This is a genomic window from Thioclava atlantica (assembly GCF_000737065.1).
Lineage (GTDB): Bacteria > Pseudomonadota > Alphaproteobacteria > Rhodobacterales > Rhodobacteraceae > Thioclava > Thioclava atlantica.
In genome coordinates this window covers 25,231-47,027 of sequence record NZ_AQRC01000012.1, presented here as the reverse complement: position 1 = coordinate 47,027, position 21,797 = coordinate 25,231, and the positions used below count along the sequence as shown (strand labels likewise).

General features: G+C 66.9%; 19 protein-coding genes, 2 tRNA genes and 1 riboswitch. Of the genes, 14 read left to right on the top strand and 7 right to left on the bottom strand.

Going from position 1 to position 21,797, the window contains the following annotated elements; all coding sequences use genetic code 11:
* The first annotated feature begins 28 nt into the window (after nucleotides 1-28).
* Nucleotides 29-1,840 (top strand): trypsin-like peptidase domain-containing protein, encoded by a 1,812-nt coding sequence (locus tag DW2_RS14040; protein WP_038147627.1) that lies wholly within the window; start codon nucleotides 29-31, stop codon nucleotides 1,838-1,840.
* Here the strand turns inward: DW2_RS14040 and DW2_RS14035 are convergent, their stop codons facing one another.
* The gene (locus DW2_RS14035; RefSeq protein WP_038147625.1) at nucleotides 1,841-3,289 is read right to left on the bottom strand and encodes a TrkH family potassium uptake protein; all 1,449 of its coding nucleotides are present in this window, start codon (nucleotides 3,287-3,289) and stop codon (nucleotides 1,841-1,843) included.
* A gap of 162 nt (nucleotides 3,290-3,451) precedes the next feature.
* On the opposite strand from DW2_RS14035, the gene DW2_RS14030 reads away from it, so the two are divergent.
* The 6 genes from DW2_RS14030 to DW2_RS14005 all read left to right on the top strand — a co-directional run bounded on the left by DW2_RS14030 (nucleotide 3,452) and on the right by DW2_RS14005 (nucleotide 9,358).
* Nucleotides 3,452-6,886, top strand: a complete 3,435-nt coding sequence (locus DW2_RS14030; RefSeq protein WP_038147624.1) for a pyruvate carboxylase — start codon at nucleotides 3,452-3,454, stop codon at nucleotides 6,884-6,886.
* Nucleotides 6,887-7,166: 280 nt separating this feature from the next.
* Nucleotides 7,167-7,241: transfer RNA gene (locus DW2_RS14025), tRNA-Gly, on the top strand.
* Between the two features lie 22 nt (nucleotides 7,242-7,263).
* Nucleotides 7,264-7,338, top strand: a tRNA-Gly gene (locus DW2_RS14020).
* 129 nt (nucleotides 7,339-7,467) lie between these two features.
* Nucleotides 7,468-8,055 carry an imidazoleglycerol-phosphate dehydratase HisB gene (gene hisB, locus DW2_RS14015; protein WP_038147622.1) on the top strand — a complete coding sequence of 196 codons (588 nt, stop codon included), beginning with the start codon at nucleotides 7,468-7,470 and terminating at the stop codon, nucleotides 8,053-8,055.
* Nucleotides 8,055-8,693, top strand: a complete 639-nt coding sequence (hisH, locus tag DW2_RS14010; RefSeq protein ID WP_038147620.1) for an imidazole glycerol phosphate synthase subunit HisH — start codon at nucleotides 8,055-8,057, stop codon at nucleotides 8,691-8,693. Before hisB ends, hisH begins: the two co-directional genes overlap by 1 nt.
* Nucleotides 8,693-9,358 carry a Dph6-related ATP pyrophosphatase gene (locus DW2_RS14005; protein ID WP_038147619.1) on the top strand — a complete coding sequence of 222 codons (666 nt, stop codon included), beginning with the start codon at nucleotides 8,693-8,695 and terminating at the stop codon, nucleotides 9,356-9,358. The genes hisH and DW2_RS14005 overlap by 1 nt, the downstream gene beginning before the upstream one ends.
* A 9-nt stretch (nucleotides 9,359-9,367) precedes the next feature.
* On the opposite strand, the gene DW2_RS14000 is transcribed toward DW2_RS14005, so the two are convergent.
* Entirely contained in the window at nucleotides 9,368-9,754 is a 387-nt protein-coding gene (locus DW2_RS14000) for a DUF2147 domain-containing protein (protein ID WP_038147618.1), read from the bottom strand.
* A 155-nt stretch (nucleotides 9,755-9,909) separates the two neighbouring features.
* Here DW2_RS14000 and hisA point away from each other — a divergent pair, with 155 nt between their 5' ends.
* Together hisA and DW2_RS13990 are read left to right on the top strand one after the other, a co-directional pair.
* Nucleotides 9,910-10,629, top strand: a complete 720-nt coding sequence (gene hisA, locus DW2_RS13995) for a 1-(5-phosphoribosyl)-5-[(5-phosphoribosylamino)methylideneamino]imidazole-4-carboxamide isomerase (protein ID WP_038147617.1) — start codon at nucleotides 9,910-9,912, stop codon at nucleotides 10,627-10,629.
* Nucleotides 10,630-10,740: 111 nt separating this feature from the next.
* The gene (locus DW2_RS13990; RefSeq protein WP_038147616.1) at nucleotides 10,741-11,193 is read left to right on the top strand and encodes a hypothetical protein; all 453 of its coding nucleotides are present in this window, start codon (nucleotides 10,741-10,743) and stop codon (nucleotides 11,191-11,193) included.
* Between the two features lie 57 nt (nucleotides 11,194-11,250).
* On the opposite strand, the gene DW2_RS13985 is transcribed toward DW2_RS13990, so the two are convergent.
* The gene (locus tag DW2_RS13985; RefSeq protein ID WP_038147615.1) at nucleotides 11,251-11,841 is read right to left on the bottom strand and encodes a TetR/AcrR family transcriptional regulator; all 591 of its coding nucleotides are present in this window, start codon (nucleotides 11,839-11,841) and stop codon (nucleotides 11,251-11,253) included.
* 109 nt (nucleotides 11,842-11,950) lie between these two features.
* Between DW2_RS13985 and DW2_RS13980 the strand changes: the two genes are divergently transcribed.
* The 4 genes from DW2_RS13980 to glpX all read left to right on the top strand — a co-directional run bounded on the left by DW2_RS13980 (nucleotide 11,951) and on the right by glpX (nucleotide 15,008).
* Nucleotides 11,951-12,166, top strand: a complete 216-nt coding sequence (locus DW2_RS13980; protein ID WP_038147613.1) for a hypothetical protein — start codon at nucleotides 11,951-11,953, stop codon at nucleotides 12,164-12,166.
* A gap of 73 nt (nucleotides 12,167-12,239) precedes the next feature.
* Complete coding sequence (locus tag DW2_RS13975; RefSeq protein ID WP_038147611.1) at nucleotides 12,240-13,544, top strand: homoserine dehydrogenase; 1,305 nt, start codon at nucleotides 12,240-12,242, stop codon at nucleotides 13,542-13,544.
* Between the two features lie 3 nt (nucleotides 13,545-13,547).
* A complete protein-coding gene (locus tag DW2_RS13970; RefSeq protein WP_202900119.1) occupies nucleotides 13,548-13,958 on the top strand; it encodes a VOC family protein in 411 nt (136 codons plus the stop codon).
* 84 nt (nucleotides 13,959-14,042) lie between these two features.
* Nucleotides 14,043-15,008, top strand: a complete 966-nt coding sequence (glpX, locus tag DW2_RS13965) for a class II fructose-bisphosphatase (RefSeq protein ID WP_038147608.1) — start codon at nucleotides 14,043-14,045, stop codon at nucleotides 15,006-15,008.
* Between the two features lie 105 nt (nucleotides 15,009-15,113).
* On the opposite strand, the gene gcvP is transcribed toward glpX, so the two are convergent.
* The 3 genes from gcvP to gcvT are packed head-to-tail and all read right to left on the bottom strand — an operon-like array spanning nucleotide 15,114 to nucleotide 19,445.
* On the bottom strand, nucleotides 15,114-17,951 hold the full coding sequence (gene gcvP, locus DW2_RS13960) for an aminomethyl-transferring glycine dehydrogenase (protein ID WP_038147605.1): 2,838 nt from the start codon (nucleotides 17,949-17,951) through the stop codon (nucleotides 15,114-15,116).
* A gap of 6 nt (nucleotides 17,952-17,957) precedes the next feature.
* On the bottom strand, nucleotides 17,958-18,317 hold the full coding sequence (gcvH, locus tag DW2_RS13955) for a glycine cleavage system protein GcvH (protein ID WP_038147602.1): 360 nt from the start codon (nucleotides 18,315-18,317) through the stop codon (nucleotides 17,958-17,960).
* Nucleotides 18,318-18,341: 24 nt separating this feature from the next.
* On the bottom strand, nucleotides 18,342-19,445 hold the full coding sequence (gene gcvT / locus DW2_RS13950; RefSeq protein WP_038147599.1) for a glycine cleavage system aminomethyltransferase GcvT: 1,104 nt from the start codon (nucleotides 19,443-19,445) through the stop codon (nucleotides 18,342-18,344).
* 165 nt (nucleotides 19,446-19,610) lie between these two features.
* A riboswitch (glycine riboswitch) is annotated at nucleotides 19,611-19,701 on the bottom strand.
* A 326-nt stretch (nucleotides 19,702-20,027) separates the two neighbouring features.
* Here gcvT and DW2_RS13945 point away from each other — a divergent pair.
* Entirely contained in the window at nucleotides 20,028-21,317 is a 1,290-nt protein-coding gene (locus DW2_RS13945; RefSeq protein WP_038147786.1) for a DUF3422 family protein, read from the top strand.
* Here the strand turns inward: DW2_RS13945 and ybaK are convergent.
* Entirely contained in the window at nucleotides 21,311-21,790 is a 480-nt protein-coding gene (ybaK, locus tag DW2_RS13940) for a Cys-tRNA(Pro) deacylase (protein ID WP_038147598.1), read from the bottom strand. The genes DW2_RS13945 and ybaK overlap by 7 nt on opposite strands.
* Between the last annotated feature and the right edge of the window lie 7 nt (nucleotides 21,791-21,797).

Below are 21,797 nucleotides of genomic sequence, written 5' to 3'. Positions count from 1 at the left end.
AAAATGCATTGCAAAAAGGGCATGAGGCATGAGCGCAGTTTCCCGCACGGTTTCGATCATCGTTGGCGCCACCCTGACCGGCATGGTCTGGACCGGCAGCGCCTGGGCGGAATCGTGGCTCCAGATCGAAGCGAAACCCTCGCTGGCCCAGGCCGAGGCCCGGGCGCGCGACTGGGCGGGGATGTTTCCCGACGTCGCGGGCTTCCGGATGGCGACCGGCTGGTATGCGATCGCCCTCGGGCCCTTCGCCGACGATCAGAGCGCGAATGACCGCCGTCAGGTGCTGCGCCGCGAAGGCCTGATCCAGCGTGACAGCTACATCTCGGACGGCGGCAATTACGGCCAGCAGTTCTGGCCCGTCGGCGCGAGCTTCGGCGGGGTGACCCCGCCCGGCACGCCCCCCGCGACCGACCTGCCCACGCCCCCCGATCAGGGAACGGTCCAGGTGCAGGATCTGCCGCAGGCCGACACCCCTGCCCCGGAGGCACAGCCGGACCCGCAGGCCGTGACGCAGGTCGAGACACTGGCCGAGTCGCGCCGCCGCGAGGCGAATCTCACCCGTTCGGAGCGGATGGACATCCAGAGCGCGCTTGAATGGGAAGGCCAGTATGCGGGCGCGATCGACGGGATCTTCGGGGCGGGCACCCGTTCCTCGATCGCGGACTGGCAGATGAAGAACGGCTTCGAGCCGACCGGCGTGCTCTCCTCGGCGCAGCAGATGAAGCTCATGGACACGGTGGCCACGCAGCGCGCCGCGCTCGGACTGCAACCGGTCGAGGAAAAGGAGGCCGGGATCTCGATCGAGCTGCCGCTCGGGCTGGTGCAGTTCGCCCGCTACAACCCGCCTTTCGTGACCTATGCGCCCAAGGACGGCAGCGGCGTGCAGGTGCTGCTGATCTCGCAACCCGGCGATCAGGCGCGCCTGCGCGGCCTCTACGACGCGATGCAGACGCTCGAGGTCGTCCCGCTCGACGGAGACCGCAGCCTGCGCGGCGATAGCTTCACCATCGAGGGGCAGAACGCGAAGGTCCATTCCTTCACCCAGGCGACGCTCTCGAAAGGGCTGATCAAGGGCTTCACCCTCGTCTGGCCCGTCGGCGACGATGCCCGCATGTCCCGCGTTCTCGAGGCGATGAAGTCGAGCTTCCGCCCCGTTGGCACGACCACGCTCGACAGCACGCTCGGCCAGCCGATGTCGGTGAGCCGCGCCGCGCTGATGGCCGGGATCGAGAAACGCGCGCCGGTCTTCGCGCGCTCGGGCTTCTATATCGACGCGCAGGGCCATGTCCTGACGGCGGGCGCGGGCCTGTCGGAATGCGGCCGGGTCACGGTCGACGATCATCCCGCGGATCTCAGCGTCGACGCGACCGATGCGGGCTTCGCCGTGCTCACGCCGCGCGATCAGCTCTCCCCGAAACAGGTCGCGAAATTCCGCCCCGATGAGCCGCAGGCCGGGAGCCAGATCGCGGTGGCGGGCTTCTCCTACCCCGAAGCCCTGCCCGCGCCGGTTCTCAATTTCGGCACGCTTACCGCGCTCAAGGGCCTCGGCGGCGAAACCGGCCAGGCGCGGCTCGAGGCGCAGACCCGCAAGGGCGATGTCGGCGGACCGGTGCTCGATGGGTCGGGCGCGGTAGTGGGCATGTTGCTGCCGGTCCCGGGCGATGACAGCCGCGTTCTGCCCAAGGGGCTCACGGTCGCATTGCAGGCCGGTGCGATGACCCCCGATCTCGCCGCGAAGGGTTTCGCGCCCGAGGCATCCGGCCTCGCGATTCCGCGCGCGCCGGAGGAGCTGCAGAAACTCGCCCGCGGGATGGTGGTCCAGGTCACCTGCTGGAAGTGATCAGCTCCGCCAGAAGCGCGGCAGGAGCAGCACGAGCACGCTCATCAGTTCGAGCCGGCCGAGACACATCGCGCCGCTCATCAGCCATTTCGCCGAGGCCGGGAAATCCGCGACCGAGCCGTTCGCGGTGATCTCGGGCCCCCAGGCGGGGCCGATATTGGCGATCGAGGTCCAGGCGGCGGTCATCGCGGTCTCGGTCTCGAGCCCGGTGAAGGTGAGCGCGATGATCAGCACGCCATAGCTGAGGATGAAGAGCGAGAAGAAGGCCATCACCGAGTTCACGACGCTGTCTTCGACGGGCCGCCGGTCGTAATGGACCTTGAGCAGGCGATGGGGCGAATAGAGCCGCTGGATCTGCGTCTTGATCGCCTCGAGCAGGATCAGGTAGCGGAACACCTTGACCGAACAGGCGGTCGAGGAGGTGCAGCCCCCAATGAGCCCCGAGATGATCAGCACGGTGAAGGCCAGGTGCCCCCATTGCGTGATGTCCTCCGAGGCGTAGCCCGTGCCGGTGAAGGTCGAGACCACGTTGAAGGTCACCTCGCGCAGCGTCGGCCAGAACGCCGCCTCGTGGCGCACCATCCGGTAGATCACGATCACCGCCACCGCATAGCCCATCCAGCGCAGGAAGGCGCGCACCTGCGGGTCGCGCCAGAGCGGCACCACATCGCCGCGCATCACCTGCACGAAGCGGATGAAGGGCATCGCCGCGAGCGCCATGAAGATCGAGGCGGCATATTCCGGCGCGCCCTTGTAGGTCGCGAAGCTCGCATCGTAATTCGAGAACCCCCCGGTGCTGAGCGTGGTCAGCGCGTGCATCACCGCATCGAAGCCCTTCATCCCGAGCGCCATATAGGTGGCCATGCAGGCGAGGGTCAGCCCGACATAGATCCGGATCAGCGCGCTCGAGATATCCATCGCGCGCGGCAGGATCTTGCCCAGCGTGTCGAACCCTTCCGAGCGGAAGAACTGCATCCCGCCGACCTTCATCACCGGCAGAAAAATCATCGCGACGATGATGATCCCCAGGCCGCCGAGCCATTGCAGGATGCCGCGCCACAGGTTCACCCCCGGCGGCAGCCCGTCGAGTTTCGGGATCGCCGTGGTGCCGGTCGTCGTCAGGCCCGACATCGCCTCGAAATAGGCGTCGGTGAGGCTCAGATGCGGCACGCCCAGCATGAAGGGAAGCGCCCCGAAGAAGGGCAGCGTGATCCAGACCAGCGTGGTGAGGATGAAGCTTTGCTGGATCGAGAGCGTGCGCCGCAGCGCGTCGCGCGAGGCAAGGGCGAGCAACCCGCCCGCCGTCGTCGTGAGGATCGCGCTCTCGACGAAAACCTTCCAATGGGCCCGTTCATAACCCAGATCGACCGCCGCCGGGATCAGCATCGTCAGCCCCAGCACGGATGTCAGCATTCCGATGATATATCCAACCGGGCGCAGATCGATCATGCGCCCCACCTTGCCCAGCGCTCGGCCCTAGTCAATAGCCGCGAGAAGGTTTGCAAACCCTCTAGGATTGGTCAGTAAATTTGCTCGGTTTCGCAAAATACCCTTGCGCTGCGGCGCGGCAACGCTAGGTTTGCGCCGATCTGACGTAGGGGGAGCGAACGCATGTTCAACAAGATTCTTGTGGCCAACCGCGGCGAGATTGCGATCCGGGTGATGCGCGCCGCCAACGAGCTGGGCAAGAAAACCGTCGCCGTCTACGCCGAGGAAGACAAGCTCGGCCTGCACCGTTTCAAGGCGGACGAAGCCTATCGCATCGGCGAGGGCCTGAGCCCCGTCGGCGCCTATCTCTCGATCCCCGAAATCATCCGCGTGGCGAAGGAATCGGGCGCAGATGCGATCCATCCGGGCTACGGGCTGCTCTCGGAAAACCCCGAATTCGTGGAAGCCTGCGCCAAGGCCGGCATCACCTTCATCGGCCCCAAGGCCGAGACGATGCGCGCGCTTGGCGACAAGGCCTCGGCCCGCAAGGTCGCGATCAAGGCCGGCGTGCCGGTGATCCCGGCAACCGACGTGCTGGGCGAGGATTTCGACGCGATCAAGAAAGAGGCCGCCGAGATCGGCTACCCGCTGATGCTCAAGGCGAGCTGGGGCGGCGGCGGGCGCGGCATGCGCCCGATCCTCGGCCCCGAGGAACTGATCGAGAAGGTCCGCGAAGGCCGCCGCGAGGCCGAGGCCGCCTTCGGCAATGGCGAGGGCTACCTGGAAAAGATGATCACCCGCGCGCGCCATGTCGAGGTGCAGCTGCTGGGCGACACCCATGGCAATCTCTACCACCTCTACGAGCGCGACTGCACCGTTCAGCGCCGCAACCAGAAGGTCGTCGAGCGCGCCCCTGCCCCGTATCTCTCCGAAGAGCAGCGCCAGGAGGTCTGCGATCTCGCGCTGCGGATCGGCCGCGCGGTCGGCTATCAGAACGCGGGCACCGTCGAATTCCTGATGGATATGGAAACCGACAAGTTCTACTTCATCGAGGTGAACCCGCGCGTGCAGGTGGAGCATACCGTGACCGAGGAGGTCACCGGCATCGACATCGTGCAGGCCCAGATCCGGATCGCCGAGGGCGCGACTCTGGCCGAGGCCACCCGCACGGCCGCGCAGGAGGACGTCACCCTCTCGGGCCACGCGCTGCAATGCCGGGTCACGACCGAGGACCCGCAGAACAACTTCATCCCCGATTACGGCCGCCTGACCGCCTATCGCTCGGCCACCGGCAACGGCATCCGGCTGGATGGCGGCACCGCCTATGCGGGCGGCGTCATCACCCGCTATTACGACTCGCTCCTGGTCAAGGTCACTGCCTGGGCGCAGGATCCCGATCAGGCGATCCGCCGGATGGACCGCGCGCTGCGCGAATTCCGGATCCGCGGCGTCAGCACCAATATCGATTTCGTCATCAACCTGCTCAAGCATCCGACCTTCCTGGACATGAGCTACACGACGAAATTCATCGACACGACACCCGATCTGTTCGACTTCAAGCAGCGTCGCGACCGGGGCACCAAGATCCTGACCTATATCGCGGATATCACCGTGAACGGTCACCCCGAGACCGCGGGCCGGCCGAAGCCCCATGCCGAGGCCAAGCCGCCGCGCCTGCCCGACCTGAAGGGCGAGCCCAAGCCGGGCACGCGCCAGCTGCTCGAGGAGAAGGGCGCGAAGGGCGTGGCCGACTGGATGCTCGCCCAGACCAAGCTGCTGCTGACCGACACGACGATGCGCGACGGCCACCAGTCGCTGCTGGCGACCCGGATGCGCTCGATCGACATGATCGAGGCCGCGCCGGTCTACGCCTCCAACCTCGGCGATCTGTTCTCGGTCGAGTGCTGGGGCGGGGCGACCTTCGATGTGGCCTACCGGTTCTTGCAGGAATGCCCCTGGCAGCGCCTGCGCGACATCCGCAGCCACATGCCCAACATCCTCACCCAGATGCTGCTGCGCGCCTCGAACGGCGTGGGCTACACGAACTATCCCGACAACGTGGTGCAGTTCTTCGTGAAGCAGGCCGCCGAGACCGGCGTCGACGTGTTCCGCGTCTTCGACAGCCTGAACTGGGTCGAGAACATGCGCGTCGCGATGGATGCCGTGATCGAGAGCGGCAAGATCTGCGAGGGCACGATCTGCTACACCGGCGACATCCTCGATCCCGACCGCGCAAAATACGATCTGAACTACTATGTCGGCATGGCCAAGGAACTGGAGGCCGCGGGCGCCCATGTGCTCGGCCTCAAGGACATGGCTGGTCTTCTCAAGCCCGCCGCCGCGCGCAAGCTGATCGCGGCCCTGAAGGACGAGATCGGCATCCCGGTCCATTTCCACACCCATGACACCTCGGGCATCGCGGGCGCGACCGTGCTGGCCGCGGCCGATGCCGGGGTCGATGCGGTTGATGCGGCGATGGACGCCTTCTCGGGCGGCACCTCGCAGCCCTGCCTCGGCTCGATCGTCGAGGCGCTGGCCCATACCGATCGCGAAACCGGGCTCGATATCGGCGCGATCCGCGCGGTGTCGAACTACTGGGAGGCGGTGCGCCATCAATATGCGGCCTTCGAGAGCGGTCTCGAGGCCCCGGCCTCCGAGGTCTATCTGCACGAGATGCCGGGCGGGCAGTTCACCAACCTCAAGGCGCAGGCGCGCTCACTGGGGCTGGAGGAACGCTGGCACGAGGTGGCGCAGGCCTATGCCGATGCGAACCAGATCTTCGGCGATATCGTGAAGGTCACGCCGTCCTCGAAAGTCGTGGGTGACATGGCGCTGATGATGGTCGCGCAGGGCCTGAGCAAGCAAGACGTGCTGGATCCGAACAAGGATGTCTCCTTCCCCGATTCGGTCGTCGACATGATGCGCGGCAATCTCGGCCAACCGCCCGGCGGCTGGCCCGAGGCGATCGCGAAGAAGGTGCTCAAGGGCGACACGCCCTCGACCGTGCGCCCGGGCAAGCATCTGCCCCCCGTCGATCTGGAAAAGACCCGCAAGGATCTGTCCGAGCAGCTCGGCGGCGTGGAAATCGACAACGAGGACCTCGCGGGCTACCTGATGTATCCCAAGGTCTTCACCGATTACGCGACCCGGCACGAGGCCTATGGTCCGGTGCGCACGCTGCCCACCAAGGTCTTCTTCTACGGGATGGAGCCGCAAGACGAGATCTCGGCCGAGATCGACCCCGGCAAGACGCTCGAGATCCGCTATCTCACCCAGGGCGATACCGACGAATTGGGCGAGGTGAAGGTCTATTTCGAGCTCAACGGCCAGCCCCGCGCCGTGCGCGTGCCGAACCGCGCGGTCAAGGCGACGACGGCCGCCAAGCCCAAGGCCGACCCGGCCAACCCGAACCATGTCGGCGCGCCGATGCCGGGCTCGGTCGCCTCGATCGCGGTCTCGGCGGGGCAGAAGGTGAAGCCGGGCGACATGCTCCTGACCATCGAGGCGATGAAGATGGAGACCGGCATCCACGCCGATCGCGAAGCGACGGTGAAGGCGCTTCACGTGACGCCGGGCGCCCAGATCGACGCCAAGGACCTGCTGATCGAGCTGGAGTGATCGGCAGCCGACCTCAACCCGACGCGCGCCGCGGCCCTCGCCCGGCGCGCGTTTCGCATTTCCGGCTCCTTCCTCTTGATCCAAATATCCCGGGGGGCTGGCGGCACGCCAGCGGGGGCAGCGCCCCCTCTTACACCGATAATTGTCGCCATGCGGCGACGGAGGCAGCGCCCCCTCGCCCATGCCACCCGCGCCGCGCAGGAAATTTCCGCTCGCGGTGAAATTTCCTCTTGCAGCCCACGGCGCTATCCCCTAAATCCGCCTCCACCGAACCGGGCATGCGGGCGTAGCTCAGGGGTAGAGCATAACCTTGCCAAGGTTAGGGTCGGGCGTTCGAATCGCCTCGCCCGCTCCAGTTCGGCCATATACCCAAGGATGCGGGCGTAGCTCAGGGGTAGAGCATAACCTTGCCAAGGTTAGGGTCGGGCGTTCGAATCGCCTCGCCCGCTCCATTACAACAAGCCTCCCTTCGGGGAGGCTTTTGTCTTTTCCGTCGCAGCCGCGCCCGATTCCGACCGACCGGCTTGAGCGTGCCCCCTGCCCCGGCCTATAAGGCGGTGAAAATCAAGGAGGCGCGAGCGATGCGCAAGGCCACGATCAGCCGCAAGACCGCCGAGACCGACATCACCGTCGAGATCAATCTCGATGGCACCGGTCAGTATGACAACAAGACCGGCGTGGGCTTCTTCGACCACATGCTCGACCAGCTGGCGCGGCATTCGCTGATCGACATGACGATCCGCGCCGAGGGCGATCTGCATATCGACGACCACCACACGGTCGAGGATACCGGGATCGCGCTCGGTCAGGCGCTAGTGAAGGCGCTCGGCGACAAGCGCGGCATCCGGCGCTACGGCCATTTCGCGCTGGCGATGGACGACACGCAGGTGTCCTGCGCGCTCGACCTCTCGGCGCGCCCCTTCTTCGTGTGGAATTGCGACATGCCCACGCCGAAGATCGGCACGTTCGACACCGAACTGGTGCGCGAGTTCTTCCAGGCGCTCGCCACCAATGGCGGGATCACGCTGCATATCGACCGCGTGCACGGGTTCAACAGCCACCACATCGCCGAGGCCGCATTCAAATCGGTCGCGCGCGCGCTGCGCATGGCGGTCGAGACCGATCCGCGCATGGGCGACGTGCTGCCCTCGACGAAAGGGGCGCTTTGATGCTCACCGCGCTTGTCGATTACGATAGCGGCAACCTGCACTCGGCCGAGAAAGCCTTCCAGCGCATGGCCAACGAGACCGGGCACGGCACGATCGTCGTGACCTCGGAGCCCGATGTCGTTGTCCGCGCCGACCGGATCGTGCTGCCGGGCGACGGGGCCTATCCCTCCTGCCGCGCCGCTCTCTACCGCTTTCAGGGACTCGCCCAGGCGATCGAGGAGGCGGTGACCGTCAAGGGCCGCCCCTTCCTCGGGATCTGCATCGGGATGCAGATGCTGGCCACGCGCGGGCTCGAATTCGAGGAGACCGAAGGTTTCGGCTGGATCCCCGGCGAGGTGGTGAAGATCGAGCCGTCGGACCCGGCGCTGAAAGTGCCGCATATGGGCTGGAACGATCTGGTGATCGACCATCCGCACCCGGTGCTCGACGGCATCGCGACCGGTGATCATGCCTATTTCGTGCATAGCTACCACTTCAACGTGGCCGAGCGCGAACATCGACTCGCCCATGTCGATTACGGCGGCGAGATCACCGCGATCGTCGGGCGCGACAATGTGGTGGGCACCCAGTTCCACCCCGAGAAATCGCAGGCGGTCGGGCTGCGGCTGATCGCGAACTTCCTCGGCTGGAAGCCCTGATGGCGCCGAAGGCGGTCCTGAGCTGGTCCTCGGGCAAGGATTGCGCGATGGCACTGCATGTCTGCCGCAGCGAAGGGCTGGCCGATATCGTGGCGCTGCTGTCGACGACCAACGAGGCCTTCGACCGGGTCGCGATGCATGGCACGCGCAACCAGCTCCTGCGCGCCCAGGCCAGGGCCGCAGGCTTGCCGCTGATCGAGGTCCCGCTGCCCTGGCCCTGCTCGAACGACGATTACGAGGCGCGGATGGCGGGCGCGATGGACCGGGTGAAGGCGCTCGGCGTCGATACGATGGTCTTCGGCGACCTGTTTCTCGAGGACGTGCGCGACTACCGGATCGAGAAGCTGAAACCGCTCGGGGTCGCGGCACTTTTCCCCCTGTGGAAACGCCCCACCGACCGGCTTGCGCGCGAAATGATCGCGGCGGGTTTCGAGACGCATCTGGTCACCGTCGATCCGAACCAACTCGACCCGAGCTTCGCGGGCCGTCGATTCGATGAAAGCCTGCTGGCCGATCTGCCCGAAGGCGTCGATCCCTGCGGCGAGAACGGCGAGTTCCACACCGCGGTCTCGGCGGGGCCGATCTTCTCGGCCCCGATCCCGGTCCGGGTCGGCGAAACCGTGATGCGCGACGGTTTCGCCTATGCCGATCTCATTCCGGACTAGGGCGGGGGCTCACTTCACCCGCTGCCAGTCCTGCGACTTGCAGAAGAGACCGCCCGCCACGCAGCCGGCCAGCGCCATCCCGTTGCCGTTCACCTTGATCTTGCCGAGATAGATCTTGTTGTTCGCCGGACGCCAGACCTTGCCCTCGTATTTGCCGCCGCCCTTGGGCGCCATGTTGATCACGATCTGCTTGCCGAGATTGGGCGACTTGTATTCGCCCTCCGGTTTGAAGGTGCGGGTGATGTCGCCGCAGAAATTGGCGCCGCAGGGTTTGATCGTGACATAGGCATAGGAGCCGTCATCGGGCTGGGTCTTCCAGACCCCTTCGATGGGATCGGCGAGCGCCGCGCCCGCGCTCAGGGCCAGCGCCACCCCGGCCAGCATCAGTTTCTTCATGGCAAATCTCCTCCCTTTTGCCTGTTGGCGCTCATCAGGCCATGCGCCCCGATTCCCGGCAAGACTGACGTGACGTCCGCGTCACCCGGGATCGGCGGCTTGCCGCGCGGGCGTGCCCGTGGCAATAGGCGCGGCGACAGTACAGGAGTGCCGACATGATCCTCTACCCCGCGATCGACCTCAAGGATGGCCAATGCGTGCGTCTGCTGCATGGCGAGATGGACAAGGCCACCGTCTTCGGCGACGACCCGGCGGCGCAGGCGGCCAAGTTCGAGGCGGCGGGCTGCGAATGGGTGCATCTGGTGGACCTGAACGGCGCTTTCGCGGGCGAGCCGGTGAATGCGGCGGCCGTCGAGGCGATCCTCGCCCGGATCAAGGTGCCCGCCCAGCTCGGCGGCGGGATCCGCGACATGGCCACGATCGAACGCTGGCTCGACAAGGGCCTCGCGCGGGTGATCCTCGGCACGGTCGCGGTCGAGAACCCCGAGCTGGTGCGCGAGGCGGCAAAGGCGTTCCCCGGCAAGGTCGCGGTGGGGATCGACGCGCGCAACGGCCGCGTGGCGACGAAGGGCTGGGCAGAGGAGACCGACGTGATGGTCACCGACCTGGCGAAGAGCTTCGAGGATGCCGGCGTGGCCGCGATCATCTATACCGACATCATGCGCGACGGCGCGATGGGCGGCCCCAATATCGAGGCGACCGAGGCCCTGGCCCGCGCGGTCGAGATCCCGGTGATCGCATCGGGGGGCGTGTCGTCGCTGACCGACCTGATCGCGCTGCGCGATACCGGCGTGATCGCGGGGGCGATCTCGGGGCGGGCGATCTATGACGGGGCGCTCGATCTCGAAGAGGCTCTCGCCGCCCTGCGCGGCTGAGCTTTCCGGCCCCGGCGCACCACCTCGGCGGAATGATCCAGATCATTGCGCGACGACGCCGCTTTCCTGCACGATCTGGTTGTGTTGAGACCATGTGTGGAGGGAAGCGACATGAACAAACTCACAATCGCAGCAGCGGCGATCTGCCTGGCGGGGGCGGCATCCGCGAATGAGACGAAAGGTTTCGTCGGCCTGAACTGGACTTTCGGGCCGGACGCGAGCGGGCTCGAAGGCTTCATCGGCGCGATGAATTACGACGTCGATCCGGACGGCGACACGAACGGCGCCAAACTCGCGCTGCACCTGGGCTTCGGCCCGGGCCCTGTTCAGGGCAAGATCAAGCTCACCGGGCTGACCGGCAAGAACGACGCGATGGGCGAACTCGGCCTCGGCTATGGCAGCCACGGCTTCTTCGGCACCGGCGGCGTCTGGGGCGAGCACTGGAATCTCGGCGGCGATCTCTATTTCAACGGCGGCTGGGAAGGCTATCTCGGCCTGCACACGCTCAAGATCGACAAGCCGGCCCCGGCACCGGCGCCGGTTCCGGAACCGACGCCCGGCTAAGTGCGTCACGCCGCACCGGCCGCGTGAGGGGCGGCCCGGCCGCCCCTTTTCCATCGCTCAGGCGCCGACCGCCTTGCGCACCATGTCCCAGTAGATATCGGCGACGGTCGCGCGGCTCAGGCGCCCGCCTTCGCGATACCAGGTGTTCACCCCGGTCAGCATCGCGATGATCGCCATCGTGGCGAGCTTGGTGTCGGGGATCAGGAAGACACCCGCCGCCTGCCCCGCCATCAGGATCTGTTCAAGCTCGGTCTCGTAGGTCTTCCGCAGCCCCTCGATCACCGCGAAATTCTCCTCCGAGAGATTGCGCAGCTCCATGTAACTGAGGAACACCACCTCGGCGCGTTCGAGGTTGAAGCGAATATGGAAGCGCACGAAAGCCTCGAGCGCCGCGAGCGGCTCCGCTCCGGCGGGCGCCTCGGCGCGCCAGGCCGCAATCAACTCGTCCATATGGGTCTTGAGAAGATCGAAGAGCAGCGCTTCCTTGTCGGAGGTGTAGAGATAGAGCGCCCCCGCCTGCACCCCCACCGCCGCCGCGATCTGGCGCATCGAGACCGCCGCGAAACCATGACGTGCGAAGAGCCGCTGCGCCTCTGCGCGGATCTTCGGGCCGGTGATCTCGGAATGGGAGCCTGTCTTGCGTGCCATGGAGCGACGCTAACTGAACGGGCGTTCATTATCAAACCCGATCTGCACGCATTCGGCGCTGGAAAAGCGGCCCCCGGCGCAATAACGTGCCGCCGTGAAAGGAGCCCTCATGCGCGCGCTTGCCCTGATCACTGCGATGGCCTGCCTCACGGGCTGCTCCGCCTTCTCGGGCGAGGGGTATCCCACGCTCCTGCCGCTTGACGAGATCCTCGTCGAGACGCCTCCCGAACCCGATACCAGCGCCGAGCTCTCGGCCCGCGCCGACGCCCTGCGCGCCCGCGCCGATGCCTTGCGGGCCGAAGAAAGCACCACAGCCGCCCCGTGAGCGCCCTCGCCGCGTTGCGTGGGCGCGCCTTTCCCGCTAACAGGGCGCAAACCATCCTTTCATGAGGTCCTCCATGTCCCGCGTCACCGACAAAGCTGCACCGCTGCGCCTTGGCATCGCAGGGCTCGGCACTGTGGGGATCGGCGTGGTGAAGATCGTCCAGCGCCATGCCGAGATGCTCGCGGCGCGCTCCGGCCGCCCGGTGGAGATCACCGCCGTCTCGGCACGCGACCGCACCAAGAACCGCGACGCGGACCTGTCCGCCTACGCCTGGGAGACAGATCCCGTGGCGCTCGCGACCCGCGCGGATGTCGATGTCTTCGTCGAACTGATGGGCGGCCATGACGGCCCGGCGAAGGCCGCGACCGAAGCGGCCCTGCGCGCGGGCAAGGACGTGGTGACCGCGAACAAGGCGCTTCTGGCCCATCACGGGCAGGCGCTGGCGGAACTCGCCGAGAGCCTCGGCCGCACGATCCGCTACGAGGCTGCGGTCGCGGGCGGCATCCCGGTGATCAAGACGCTGACCGAGGGGCTCGCCGGCAACGGCATCCGCCGCGTGATGGGCGTGATGAACGGCACCTGCAACTACATCCTGACCCGGATGGAGGATGCGGGCCTGCCCTATGACACGGTCTTCGAGGAGGCGCGCCAGCTCGGCTATCTCGAGGCCGACCCGAACCTCGACGTGGGCGGGATCGATGCGGGCCACAAGCTCGCCATTCTCGCCTCCATCGCCTTCGGAACGCAGGTGAGCTTCGACAATGTGGTGCTCGAGGGGATCGGGCGGATCTCGATCGACGATATCCGCCGCGCGGGCGACATGGGCTACAAGATCAAGCTCCTCGGCGTGGCGCAGATGACCGGCCGCGGGCTGGAACAGCGCATGACGCCCTGCCTCGTGCCCGCGACCTCGCCGCTGGGCCAGCTCACGGGCGGCACCAACATGGTCGTGCTGGAAGGCGACTCGGTCGGCCAGATCGTGCTGCGCGGCGCGGGTGCGGGCGAAGGCCCGACCGCGAGCGCCGTGATGGGCGACGTGATGGATCTCGCGCGCGGAATGCGCCTGCCGGTCTTCGGCCAGCCCGCCGACAGCCTCGCCCGCCCGACTCCGGCCGCAACCTCGATCGCCGCGCCCTACTACCTGCGGCTGCAACTCTCCGACAAGCCGGGCGCGCTGGCCAAGGTCGCGACGGTGCTGGGCGAGTCGGGCGTCTCGATCAGCCGGATGCGGCAATACGGGCACGCCGACACCTCCGCGCCGGTGCTGATCGTCACCCACAAGACCACCCGCGACGCGATCGACGTCGCGATCGCAGGCCTGCCCGCGACCCGCGTCGTCGAGGGGGAGCCCGTCGCGATCCGCATCGAGGAAGTCTGAGCGATGGAGATGCTCAGCCATTTCTCGCTGGGCATCTCGGATTACGACCGCGCGCTGGCTTTCTACACCCCGCTGATGGAGCGGCTCGGCCTGCGCCTGCGCTTTGCCGAACCGGAGAAGGCCTGGGCGGGATGGACCGACGCGGCGGGCAATCGCCCGATCTTCTTCATCACCCGCCCCTTCGACGGACACGCGCCTGCCCCCGGAAACGGCCCGATGGTCGCCTTCAACGCGCCTGACCGCGAGACCGTCGATGCCGTTCACGCGCTTGCGTTGGAGCTAGGCGGCGCGGATGAAGGGGCGCCGAGGCTGCGCGCCCATTACCATCCCGATTATTACGGCGCCTATTTCCGCGACCTCGATGGCAACAAGCTCTGCGTCGCGTGCCATTTTGTACCCGAAGCAACCCGTTAGCGATCACAGGGTTGCCCTTGCCGACGCGGCAGGCTTTACCTGTGCGCGGCCCGAAACCGCCCCTTGGCAGACAGGAAGAGACAGATGACCCCTCCGAGTGATTTCAACGACCGCATGCTTTCGCTGGGCCTCGCCCGCGTCTCGGAAGCCGCGGCCCATGCCTCCGCCGACCTGATCGGGCGCGGCGACGAGAAGGCCGCCGACCAGGCCGCGGTGAACGCGATGCGCGACCAGCTCAACAAGCTGGAAATCCGGGGCGTGGTGGTGATCGGCGAGGGCGAGCGCGACGAGGCGCCGATGCTCTATATCGGCGAGGAAGTGGGTCAGGGTTCGGGCCCCGAGGTGGATATCGCGCTCGACCCGCTCGAAGGGACCACGCTGACCGCCAAGGACATGCCCAACGCGCTCACCGTGATCGCGATGGCGCCGCGCGGCACGCTGCTGCACGCGCCTGACACCTACATGGAAAAGCTCGCGGTCGGCCCGGGCTACGAGAAGGACGTGGTCAGCCTCGACATGAGCCCGACCGAGCGCGTCCTCTCGCTCGCCAAGGCGCAGGGCGTGCAGCCCAAGGATATCGCGGTGTGCATCCTCGACCGCCCCCGCCACGAGGACATGATCGCCGAGGTGCGCGAGACCGGCGCGAAGATCCGCCTGATCACCGATGGCGACGTGGCCGGCGTCATCCATTGCGCCGAGCCCGATTTCACCGGCATCGACATGTATATGGGCGCGGGTGGCGCACCCGAGGGCGTGCTGGCGGCATCGGCGCTCAAATGCATGGGCGGCCAGATGTGGGGCAAGCTGCTGTTTCGCAACGATGACGAGCGGGCGCGGGCGAAGAAGGCCGGGATCACCGATCTCGACAAGGTCTACAACCGCGACGAGATGGTGCGCGCCGACGTGATCTTCGCGGCGACCGGCGTGACCAACGGCTCGATCGTGAAGGGCGTGAAGCGCGAGCCGACCTTCATCGAATCCGAGACCATCCTGATGCGCTCGAAAACCGGCTCGGTACGGCGGATGATCTACCGCAACCCGGTGCGCTGATCGGATCGCGAAGGGGCGTCGCGTCCCCTCGCGGGGCTACTTCATCAAGGAAAAGTGGAAAGGCCGGAGCGCGATGCCCCGGCCTTTCGCAATTTCGGCGGCCTCTTATTCCGCCGCGTCGGCGTAGCTCTCGACCGGCGGACAGATGCAGATCAGGTTGCGGTCGCCATAGACATTGTCGACCCGCCCGACCGGCGGCCAGTACTTGTCGACGCGGAAGGCACCCGCCGGGAAGCAGCCCTGTTCGCGGGTGTACTTGCGGTCCCAGTCCGCCACCAGATCCTCGACCGTGTGCGGCGCATGGCGCAGCGGGCTGTCCTCGGGCGCGATCTCGCCGGCCTCGACCGTGGCGATCTCGTCGCGGATCGCCAGCATCGCGGCGATGAAGCGGTCGATCTCGGCCTTGGTCTCGGATTCGGTGGGCTCCACCATCAGCGTGCCCGCCACCGGCCAGCTCATCGTCGGCGCGTGGAAGCCGTTGTCGATCAGCCGCTTGGCGATGTCGTCCACGGTCACGCCCACTTCGGCGAACTTCCGGGTGTCGAGGATGCATTCATGCGCCACCCGGCCGCGATTGCCCATGAACAGGATCGGATAGGCCGATTTCAGACGCGCCGCGATGTAGTTCGCGTTCAGGATCGCCACGCGGGTCGCCTGGGTGAGCCCCTCACCGCCCATCATCAGGACATAGGCCCAGGAGATCAGCAGGATCGAGGCCGAGCCATAGGGCGCGGCCGAGACCGGGCCTTCCTCGCCGCCGGTTTCGGGATGGCCGGGCAGGAAGGGCGCGAGATGCGCCTTCACCCCGATCGGCCCCATGCCCGGGCCGCCGCCACCATGCGGGATCGCGAAGGTCTTGTGCAGGTTCAGGTGGCTCACATCCGAGCCGATCTCGCCCGGCTTCACGAGCCCGACCAGCGCGTTCATGTTCGCCCCGTCCAGATAGACCTGGCCGCCATGGTCATGGGTGATGTCGCAGATCTTGCGGACGGTCTCCTCGAACACGCCATGCGTCGAGGGATAGGTGATCATGCAGGCCGCCAGACGGTCGCCCGCCTCGCGCGCCTTGGCCTCGAAATCCTCGAGATCCACGTCGCCATTGGGGGCGGAATTCACCACCACGACCTTCATCCCCGCCATATGTGCCGAGGCCGGGTTGGTCCCGTGCGCCGACATCGGAATGAGGCAGATATCGCGCTGATCGTCGCCATTGGCGCGGTGATAGGCCGCGATGGTCAGAAGACCGGCATATTCGCCCTGCGCGCCCGAATTGGGCTGCATCGAGAACGCGTCATAACCGGTGATCTCGCACAGTTTCCCGGTCAGGTCGGTGATCGCCTCGTGATAGCCCTGCGCCTGATCGAGCGGCACGAAGGGATGGAGCGAGCCGAATTCCGGCCAGGTCAGCGGCATCATCTCGGCCGCCGCGTTGAGCTTCATCGTGCACGAGCCGAGCGGGATCATCGCCCGGTCCAGCGCGAGGTCGCGATCCGACAGGCGGCGCATGTAGCGCATCATCTCGGATTCGGCGCGGTTCATGTGGAAGACCGGATGGGTCAGGTACTCGCTTTCGCGCAACAGCGCCTCCGGCACGCCCGGTGCGCTGGCCTCGGGCGCCGCCTCGGTGATCCCGAACGCGTCGAGAAGGCGGGTCACGATCGCCGCATCGGTGGCCTCGTCGATCGAGATCCCGACCCGGTCGCGCCCGACCTTGCGCAGGTTGATCCCGCGATGGCGCGCGGCGGCGAGGATGCCTTGCTGGCCCACGCCCACCTTCACGGTGATCGTGTCGAAGAAGGCATCGGGTTCGACGATGGCCCCTGCCGCTTTCAGCGCCTCGGCCACCTGCACGGTGGTGAAATGCACCCGCTCCGCGATCGAACGCAGCCCCTTGGGGCCGTGGAAGACCGCATAGAAGCTCGCCATCACCGCCAGAAGCGCCTGCGCGGTACAGACATTCGAGGTCGCCTTCTCGCGGCGGATATGCTGTTCGCGGGTCTGCAGGCTCAACCGATAGGCGCGGTTGCCGTGGCTGTCGATCGACACGCCGACGATACGACCCGGCATCGCGCGCTTCATCCCGTCGGTGCAGGACATGAAGGCCGCATGCGGGCCGCCATAGCCCATCGGCACGCCGAAGCGCTGCGCCGAGCCCACGGCGATATCGGCACCCATCGCGCCCGGCTCCTTGAGCAGGCACAGCGCCAGCAGATCGGTCGCGACCACCGCTACGGCCTTCGCCGCATGGAGCGCCTCGCACTGGGCGGTGAAGTCGCGCACATGGCCATAGGTGCCCGGATACTGGAAGATCGCGCCGAAGACCTTCTCGGCCTCGAGATCCTCCGGCGCGCCCACGATCACCTCGATCCCGAGCGGCTGCGCGCGGGTCTCGATCACCCCGATCGTCTGCGGGTGGCAGTTCTCATCCACGAAGAACGCGGTCGCCTTCGATTTCGCGACGCGCTGCGCCATCGCCATGGCTTCCGCCGCCGCCGTCGCCTCGTCGAGCAGCGAGGCATTCGCCACCGGCAGCCCCGTCAGGTCCGACACCATGGTCTGGAAGTTCAGAAGCGCCTCGAGGCGGCCCTGCGCGATCTCGGGCTGATAAGGCGTGTAGGCGGTATACCAGGCCGGGTTCTCCAGGATGTTGCGCTGGATCGCGGGCGGCGTGACCGTGCCGTAATAGCCCTGCCCGATCAGGCTGACCATCACGCGGTTCTTCTTGGCGACCTCCTCCATCTTCTGCAGCAGCCCGTATTCGGTCAGCGGCGCCCAGCTCAGCGGCGTCTCCTGCCGGATGCTCTTCGGGACCGTCTCGTCGATCAGCGCGTCGAGGTCACGCGCCCCCACGGCCTTGAGCATCTCTGCCATCTCCGACGGCGAGGGCCCGATATGGCGGCGATTGGCGAAGTCATAGGTGTCATAGCTCGTGGGGGTGAACATGGCTGATTATCCGATGAAGTCCTTGTAGGCGGCCTCGTCCATGAAGCCCTCGAGCGCCGATTGATCGGCGAGTTTCATCTTGAAGAACCAGGCCTTGCCCAGCGGATCCTCGTTCACGAGGCCCGGATTGTCGGCCAGATCCTCGTTGATCGCGACGATCTCGCCATCGAGCGGCGCGAGGATGTCAGAGGCGGCCTTGACCGACTCGATCACGCAGATCTCGTCGCCCTTGGACACCTCGTCGCCCACGTCGGGCAGTTCGACGAAGACGACGTCGCCCAGTTGCTCGGAGGCATGCTCGGTGATCCCGACGATCACCAGATCGCCTTCCGCCTTCAGCCATTCATGATCTTCGGTGAATTTCATCTCTCAGGTCTCCCGGTTGTTTTTTCAGCGTTTGTAGGTGGCGGGGCGGAAGGGCATCGGCACGACCTGCGCGGGCAGGCGCTTGCCGCGCAGCTCGCCATAGACGGTGGTGCCTTCCTCCGTGTCGGCGGGCAGATAGGCCATCGCCATCGGCGCCTCGATCGAGGGGCCGAAGCCGCCCGAGGTGACGCGGCCGATCGGCTCCCCGCCCTCGGCGCTGGCGAAGATCTCGACGCCCTCGCGCATCGGTGCGCGACCCTCGGGGCGCAGCCCCATGCGCAGGCGCACGGGCCCGTCTTCCAGTTCCTTCAGGATCCGATCCGCGCCCGGAAAGCCGCCCTCGCGCTCCCCGCCCGCGCGCCGCACCTTCTGGATCGCCCAGGCCAGGTTCGCCTCGACCGGGCTGGTGGCGGTGTCGATGTCATGGCCGTACAGGCACAACCCGGCCTCGAGGCGCAGGCTGTCGCGCGCACCCAGCCCGATCGGCTCCACCGCCTCATCGGCCAGAAGCGCACGGGCGAAGTCGACCGCCCGGCCCTCGGGCACGGAAATCTCGTAGCCATCCTCGCCGGTATAGCCCGAGCGCGAGATCCAGAGCTCCGCGCCGTTCCACACGAAGACGCCGACATCCATGAAGCGCATCGCCCCCACACCCGGCACGAGCGCCTCGAGCACGCCCTCGGCCGCCGGCCCCTGCAGCGCCAGCAGCGCCCGGTCGGTGATCTCCTCGACCCCGTCGATATGGGCGCGCATATGGGCCAGATCGGCCTCCTTGCAGGCCGCGTTCACCACGACGAACAGATGGTCGCCGCGATTGGCCACCATCAGGTCGTCCAGAATGCCGCCCGCATCATTGGTGAACATCGCATAGCGCTGGCGCCCCTCCTTGAGCCCCAGCAGGCTGACCGGAACCAGCGCCTCGAGCGCCCGCGCCGCATCGGCACCCGGCAAGATCACCTGCCCCATGTGAGAAACATCGAAGAGCCCGGCCCGCGCGCGGGTATGCAGATGCTCCTTCATCACGCCCAGCGGGTATTGCACCGGCATATCGTAGCCCGCGAAGGGCACCATCTTCGCGCCCAGCTCGACATGCAGATCGTATAGCGGCGTGCGTTTCAAATCGCTCATCGCGGCCCTCTCTCTCCAAAGCCGGATGACCCGGCATCGATCCATGGGCCGATCCCGGCCCGCCCGATGCCCCCTCTGTCCCTGCCCGGCAAGCGGGCGCCTGAGATCGTTATCCCTTCGGCGGGCGCGCTCGTCTCGCGACGGGGCGCCTCTCTCCAGAGTCCTTTGCCGGATGCGGTCCTTTTGCCTGAGAGTTTACCGGGGCGGTTGCTCCTTCGGCACCGGGGCTGAGCCCGGATTCTCCCGTATCCGACACAGACTCGCATAGCCGAGCGCGCGCCGCGCTGACAAGCCCCAATCGCCGAAACCGCCCCTTCGCCGCCGAAAACGGCCTCCCCGCGGCGCGAACGCACAGTCAAAAGGCGCGAGAAAAATCCCGCGCCCTTCCTTCCTCTTGATCCAAATATCCCGGGGGTGAATTTCCGTCAGGAAAGAGGGGGCAGCGCCCCCCCTGCCCGCTTGGCCGCCTCGCTGCCCTGTGGCAGATTTGCACGGTATGCCGATGCATGCCCCCGAATGCTTGATCGCGACGCGGTTTCGCAGCAGGCAAAGGGTAACACCCGCGTGACTGCGACGAGCGACATGACCCAGACTTCAGACCATCCTCAGCGCTATGCGCTCGTCAACGAGCTTCATGCCCGGCCCTATCCGAAGATCGGCGTTCCGGGCCATGCGGTCTATCTGGCGTTCAAGGAGCCGCGCGACGCCGCGATCCGCGACCGCGCGCGCGACCATGCGCATCTCGTCGATCTACTCACCCGCAACGGGGCGGAACTGCCGCAGGCGGGGATCACCCATTACGCGGGCAAGATCGGCCGGCACCAGCTGAAATGGGAAAGCCATACCGAGTTCACCACCTATCTCGCCTTCGGGCCCGGCGTCTCGTCACGCGCGTTCGATCCGGCCGAGACCGAGATCTTCCCGGAGAACTGGATCGCGGAGGGACCCGGCGGCCGTCTCGCGGCGGTGCAGATCCGGATCGAGGCGCTGCCCGAGGACCCGGACGATATCGCGCCGCTGCTCGGGCAGTGGTTCGTGGCCGAGAGCCTCGTGTGCACCTGGGTGCTCGACGGGGCGGCGGTGGTGGCGGGCGATTTCCGCATCGATCCGAACGGCCAGATGCGGTTTGCGATCTTCGCCCGGCCGGGCACCGGCCCGGGCCGGATCGGGCGCACGGTGCAGCGGATCTGCGAGCTCGAGACCTACCGGGCGATGTCGATGCTGGGGCTGGCGCGGGCGCGTGACCTGTCGAAGCGGTTGAACGCGCTCGATCCGAAGCTCACCGAACTGGTCGCGGGGATGGTCGACGATGCGCGCTCGGCCGAGACGACGCTGCACGAACTGCTCGAGATCTCGGCCGAGCTCGAGAGCCTCGCGGTGCAGCATTCCTTCCGCTTCTCGGCGACCGGCGCCTATGAGGCGATCGTGCGCGAACGTGTCGAGAGCCTGCGCGAAAGCCGGTTCGAGGGGCGCCAGAAGCTCAGCGAATTCATGGCGCGGCGCTACGATCCGGCGGTGCGCACGGTGAAATCGGCCGAGGCGCGGTTGCAGCAGATGGTGACGCGGGCGGCGCGCGCGGGCGAGCTGTTGCGCACCCGGGTCGATGTCGAGCGCCAGGCGCAGAACCAGAAGCTGCTCGAGAGCATGGACCGCCGCTCGGACCTGCAATTGCGCCTCCAGCACACGGTCGAAGGGCTCTCGGTCGTCGCGATCAGCTATTACGCGATCTCGGTGGCGGGCTACCTCGCCTATCCGGTCGCCAAGCAGATCGGGCTGGCCAAGGAGATCCTGATGGCGGGGCTCACGCCCGTCGTGATCGTGCTCGTCTGGCTGATGATCCGGCGCATCCGCAAGGGCATGGGCGGTCACTGATCGGCGATCAGGGGCCGGGCCTCGGCGCGGGCGGCCGCCAGCGCATCGTCGGGCGACAGCTCCACCATCAGCCCTCGCTTGCCGCCGTTGAGGATGATCCGCGCGCAATCCAGCGCGCCGGCCTCAAAAGCTAAGGGACTGGCACGTTTCTGGCCGAAGGGGCTGATGCCGCCGGTATGGAAACCGGTGAGCCTCTCGGCTTTCGCGGGCACCATCATCACCGCGGACTTGCCGCCGAAGGCCGCGGCCACCTTCTTCATCGAGAGCGAGGCGTCCGAGGGGATCACGGCGCAGGCGGGCCTGCCATCGACCTCGACCATCAGCGTCTTGAGCACACGGGCGGGGTCGGCCCCGATCGCCTCGGCGGCATGGAGGCCGATCTTCTCCTGACCGGCCTCATAGGCATATTCGTGCAGCTGATAGGCGACCCCGGCACGATCCAGCGCCCGCGTCGCCGGGGTGGCATGGCCCATCGGCGCC

Coding starts and splice junctions, on each gene's coding strand:
- hisA (WP_038147617.1), top strand. CDS start 9,910: ATGATCCTCTACCCCGCGATCGACCTCAAGGATGGCCAATGCGTGCGT.
- DW2_RS14035 (WP_038147625.1), bottom strand. CDS start 3,289: ATGATCGATCTGCGCCCGGTTGGATATATCATCGGAATGCTGACATCC.
- DW2_RS13980 (WP_038147613.1), top strand. CDS start 11,951: ATGCGCGCGCTTGCCCTGATCACTGCGATGGCCTGCCTCACGGGCTGC.
- DW2_RS13970 (WP_202900119.1), top strand. CDS start 13,548: ATGGAGATGCTCAGCCATTTCTCGCTGGGCATCTCGGATTACGACCGC.
- DW2_RS14000 (WP_038147618.1), bottom strand. CDS start 9,754: ATGAAGAAACTGATGCTGGCCGGGGTGGCGCTGGCCCTGAGCGCGGGC.
- ybaK (WP_038147598.1), bottom strand. CDS start 21,790: ATGGGCCATGCCACCCCGGCGACGCGGGCGCTGGATCGTGCCGGGGTC.
- DW2_RS13975 (WP_038147611.1), top strand. CDS start 12,240: ATGTCCCGCGTCACCGACAAAGCTGCACCGCTGCGCCTTGGCATCGCA.
- DW2_RS14040 (WP_038147627.1), top strand. CDS start 29: ATGAGCGCAGTTTCCCGCACGGTTTCGATCATCGTTGGCGCCACCCTG.
- DW2_RS13990 (WP_038147616.1), top strand. CDS start 10,741: ATGAACAAACTCACAATCGCAGCAGCGGCGATCTGCCTGGCGGGGGCG.
- glpX (WP_038147608.1), top strand. CDS start 14,043: ATGACCCCTCCGAGTGATTTCAACGACCGCATGCTTTCGCTGGGCCTC.
- hisB (WP_038147622.1), top strand. CDS start 7,468: ATGCGCAAGGCCACGATCAGCCGCAAGACCGCCGAGACCGACATCACC.
- gcvP (WP_038147605.1), bottom strand. CDS start 17,951: ATGTTCACCCCCACGAGCTATGACACCTATGACTTCGCCAATCGCCGC.
- DW2_RS13945 (WP_038147786.1), top strand. CDS start 20,028: ATGACCCAGACTTCAGACCATCCTCAGCGCTATGCGCTCGTCAACGAG.
- DW2_RS14005 (WP_038147619.1), top strand. CDS start 8,693: ATGGCGCCGAAGGCGGTCCTGAGCTGGTCCTCGGGCAAGGATTGCGCG.
- gcvH (WP_038147602.1), bottom strand. CDS start 18,317: ATGAAATTCACCGAAGATCATGAATGGCTGAAGGCGGAAGGCGATCTG.
- DW2_RS14030 (WP_038147624.1), top strand. CDS start 3,452: ATGTTCAACAAGATTCTTGTGGCCAACCGCGGCGAGATTGCGATCCGG.
- gcvT (WP_038147599.1), bottom strand. CDS start 19,445: ATGAGCGATTTGAAACGCACGCCGCTATACGATCTGCATGTCGAGCTG.
- hisH (WP_038147620.1), top strand. CDS start 8,055: ATGCTCACCGCGCTTGTCGATTACGATAGCGGCAACCTGCACTCGGCC.
- DW2_RS13985 (WP_038147615.1), bottom strand. CDS start 11,841: ATGGCACGCAAGACAGGCTCCCATTCCGAGATCACCGGCCCGAAGATC.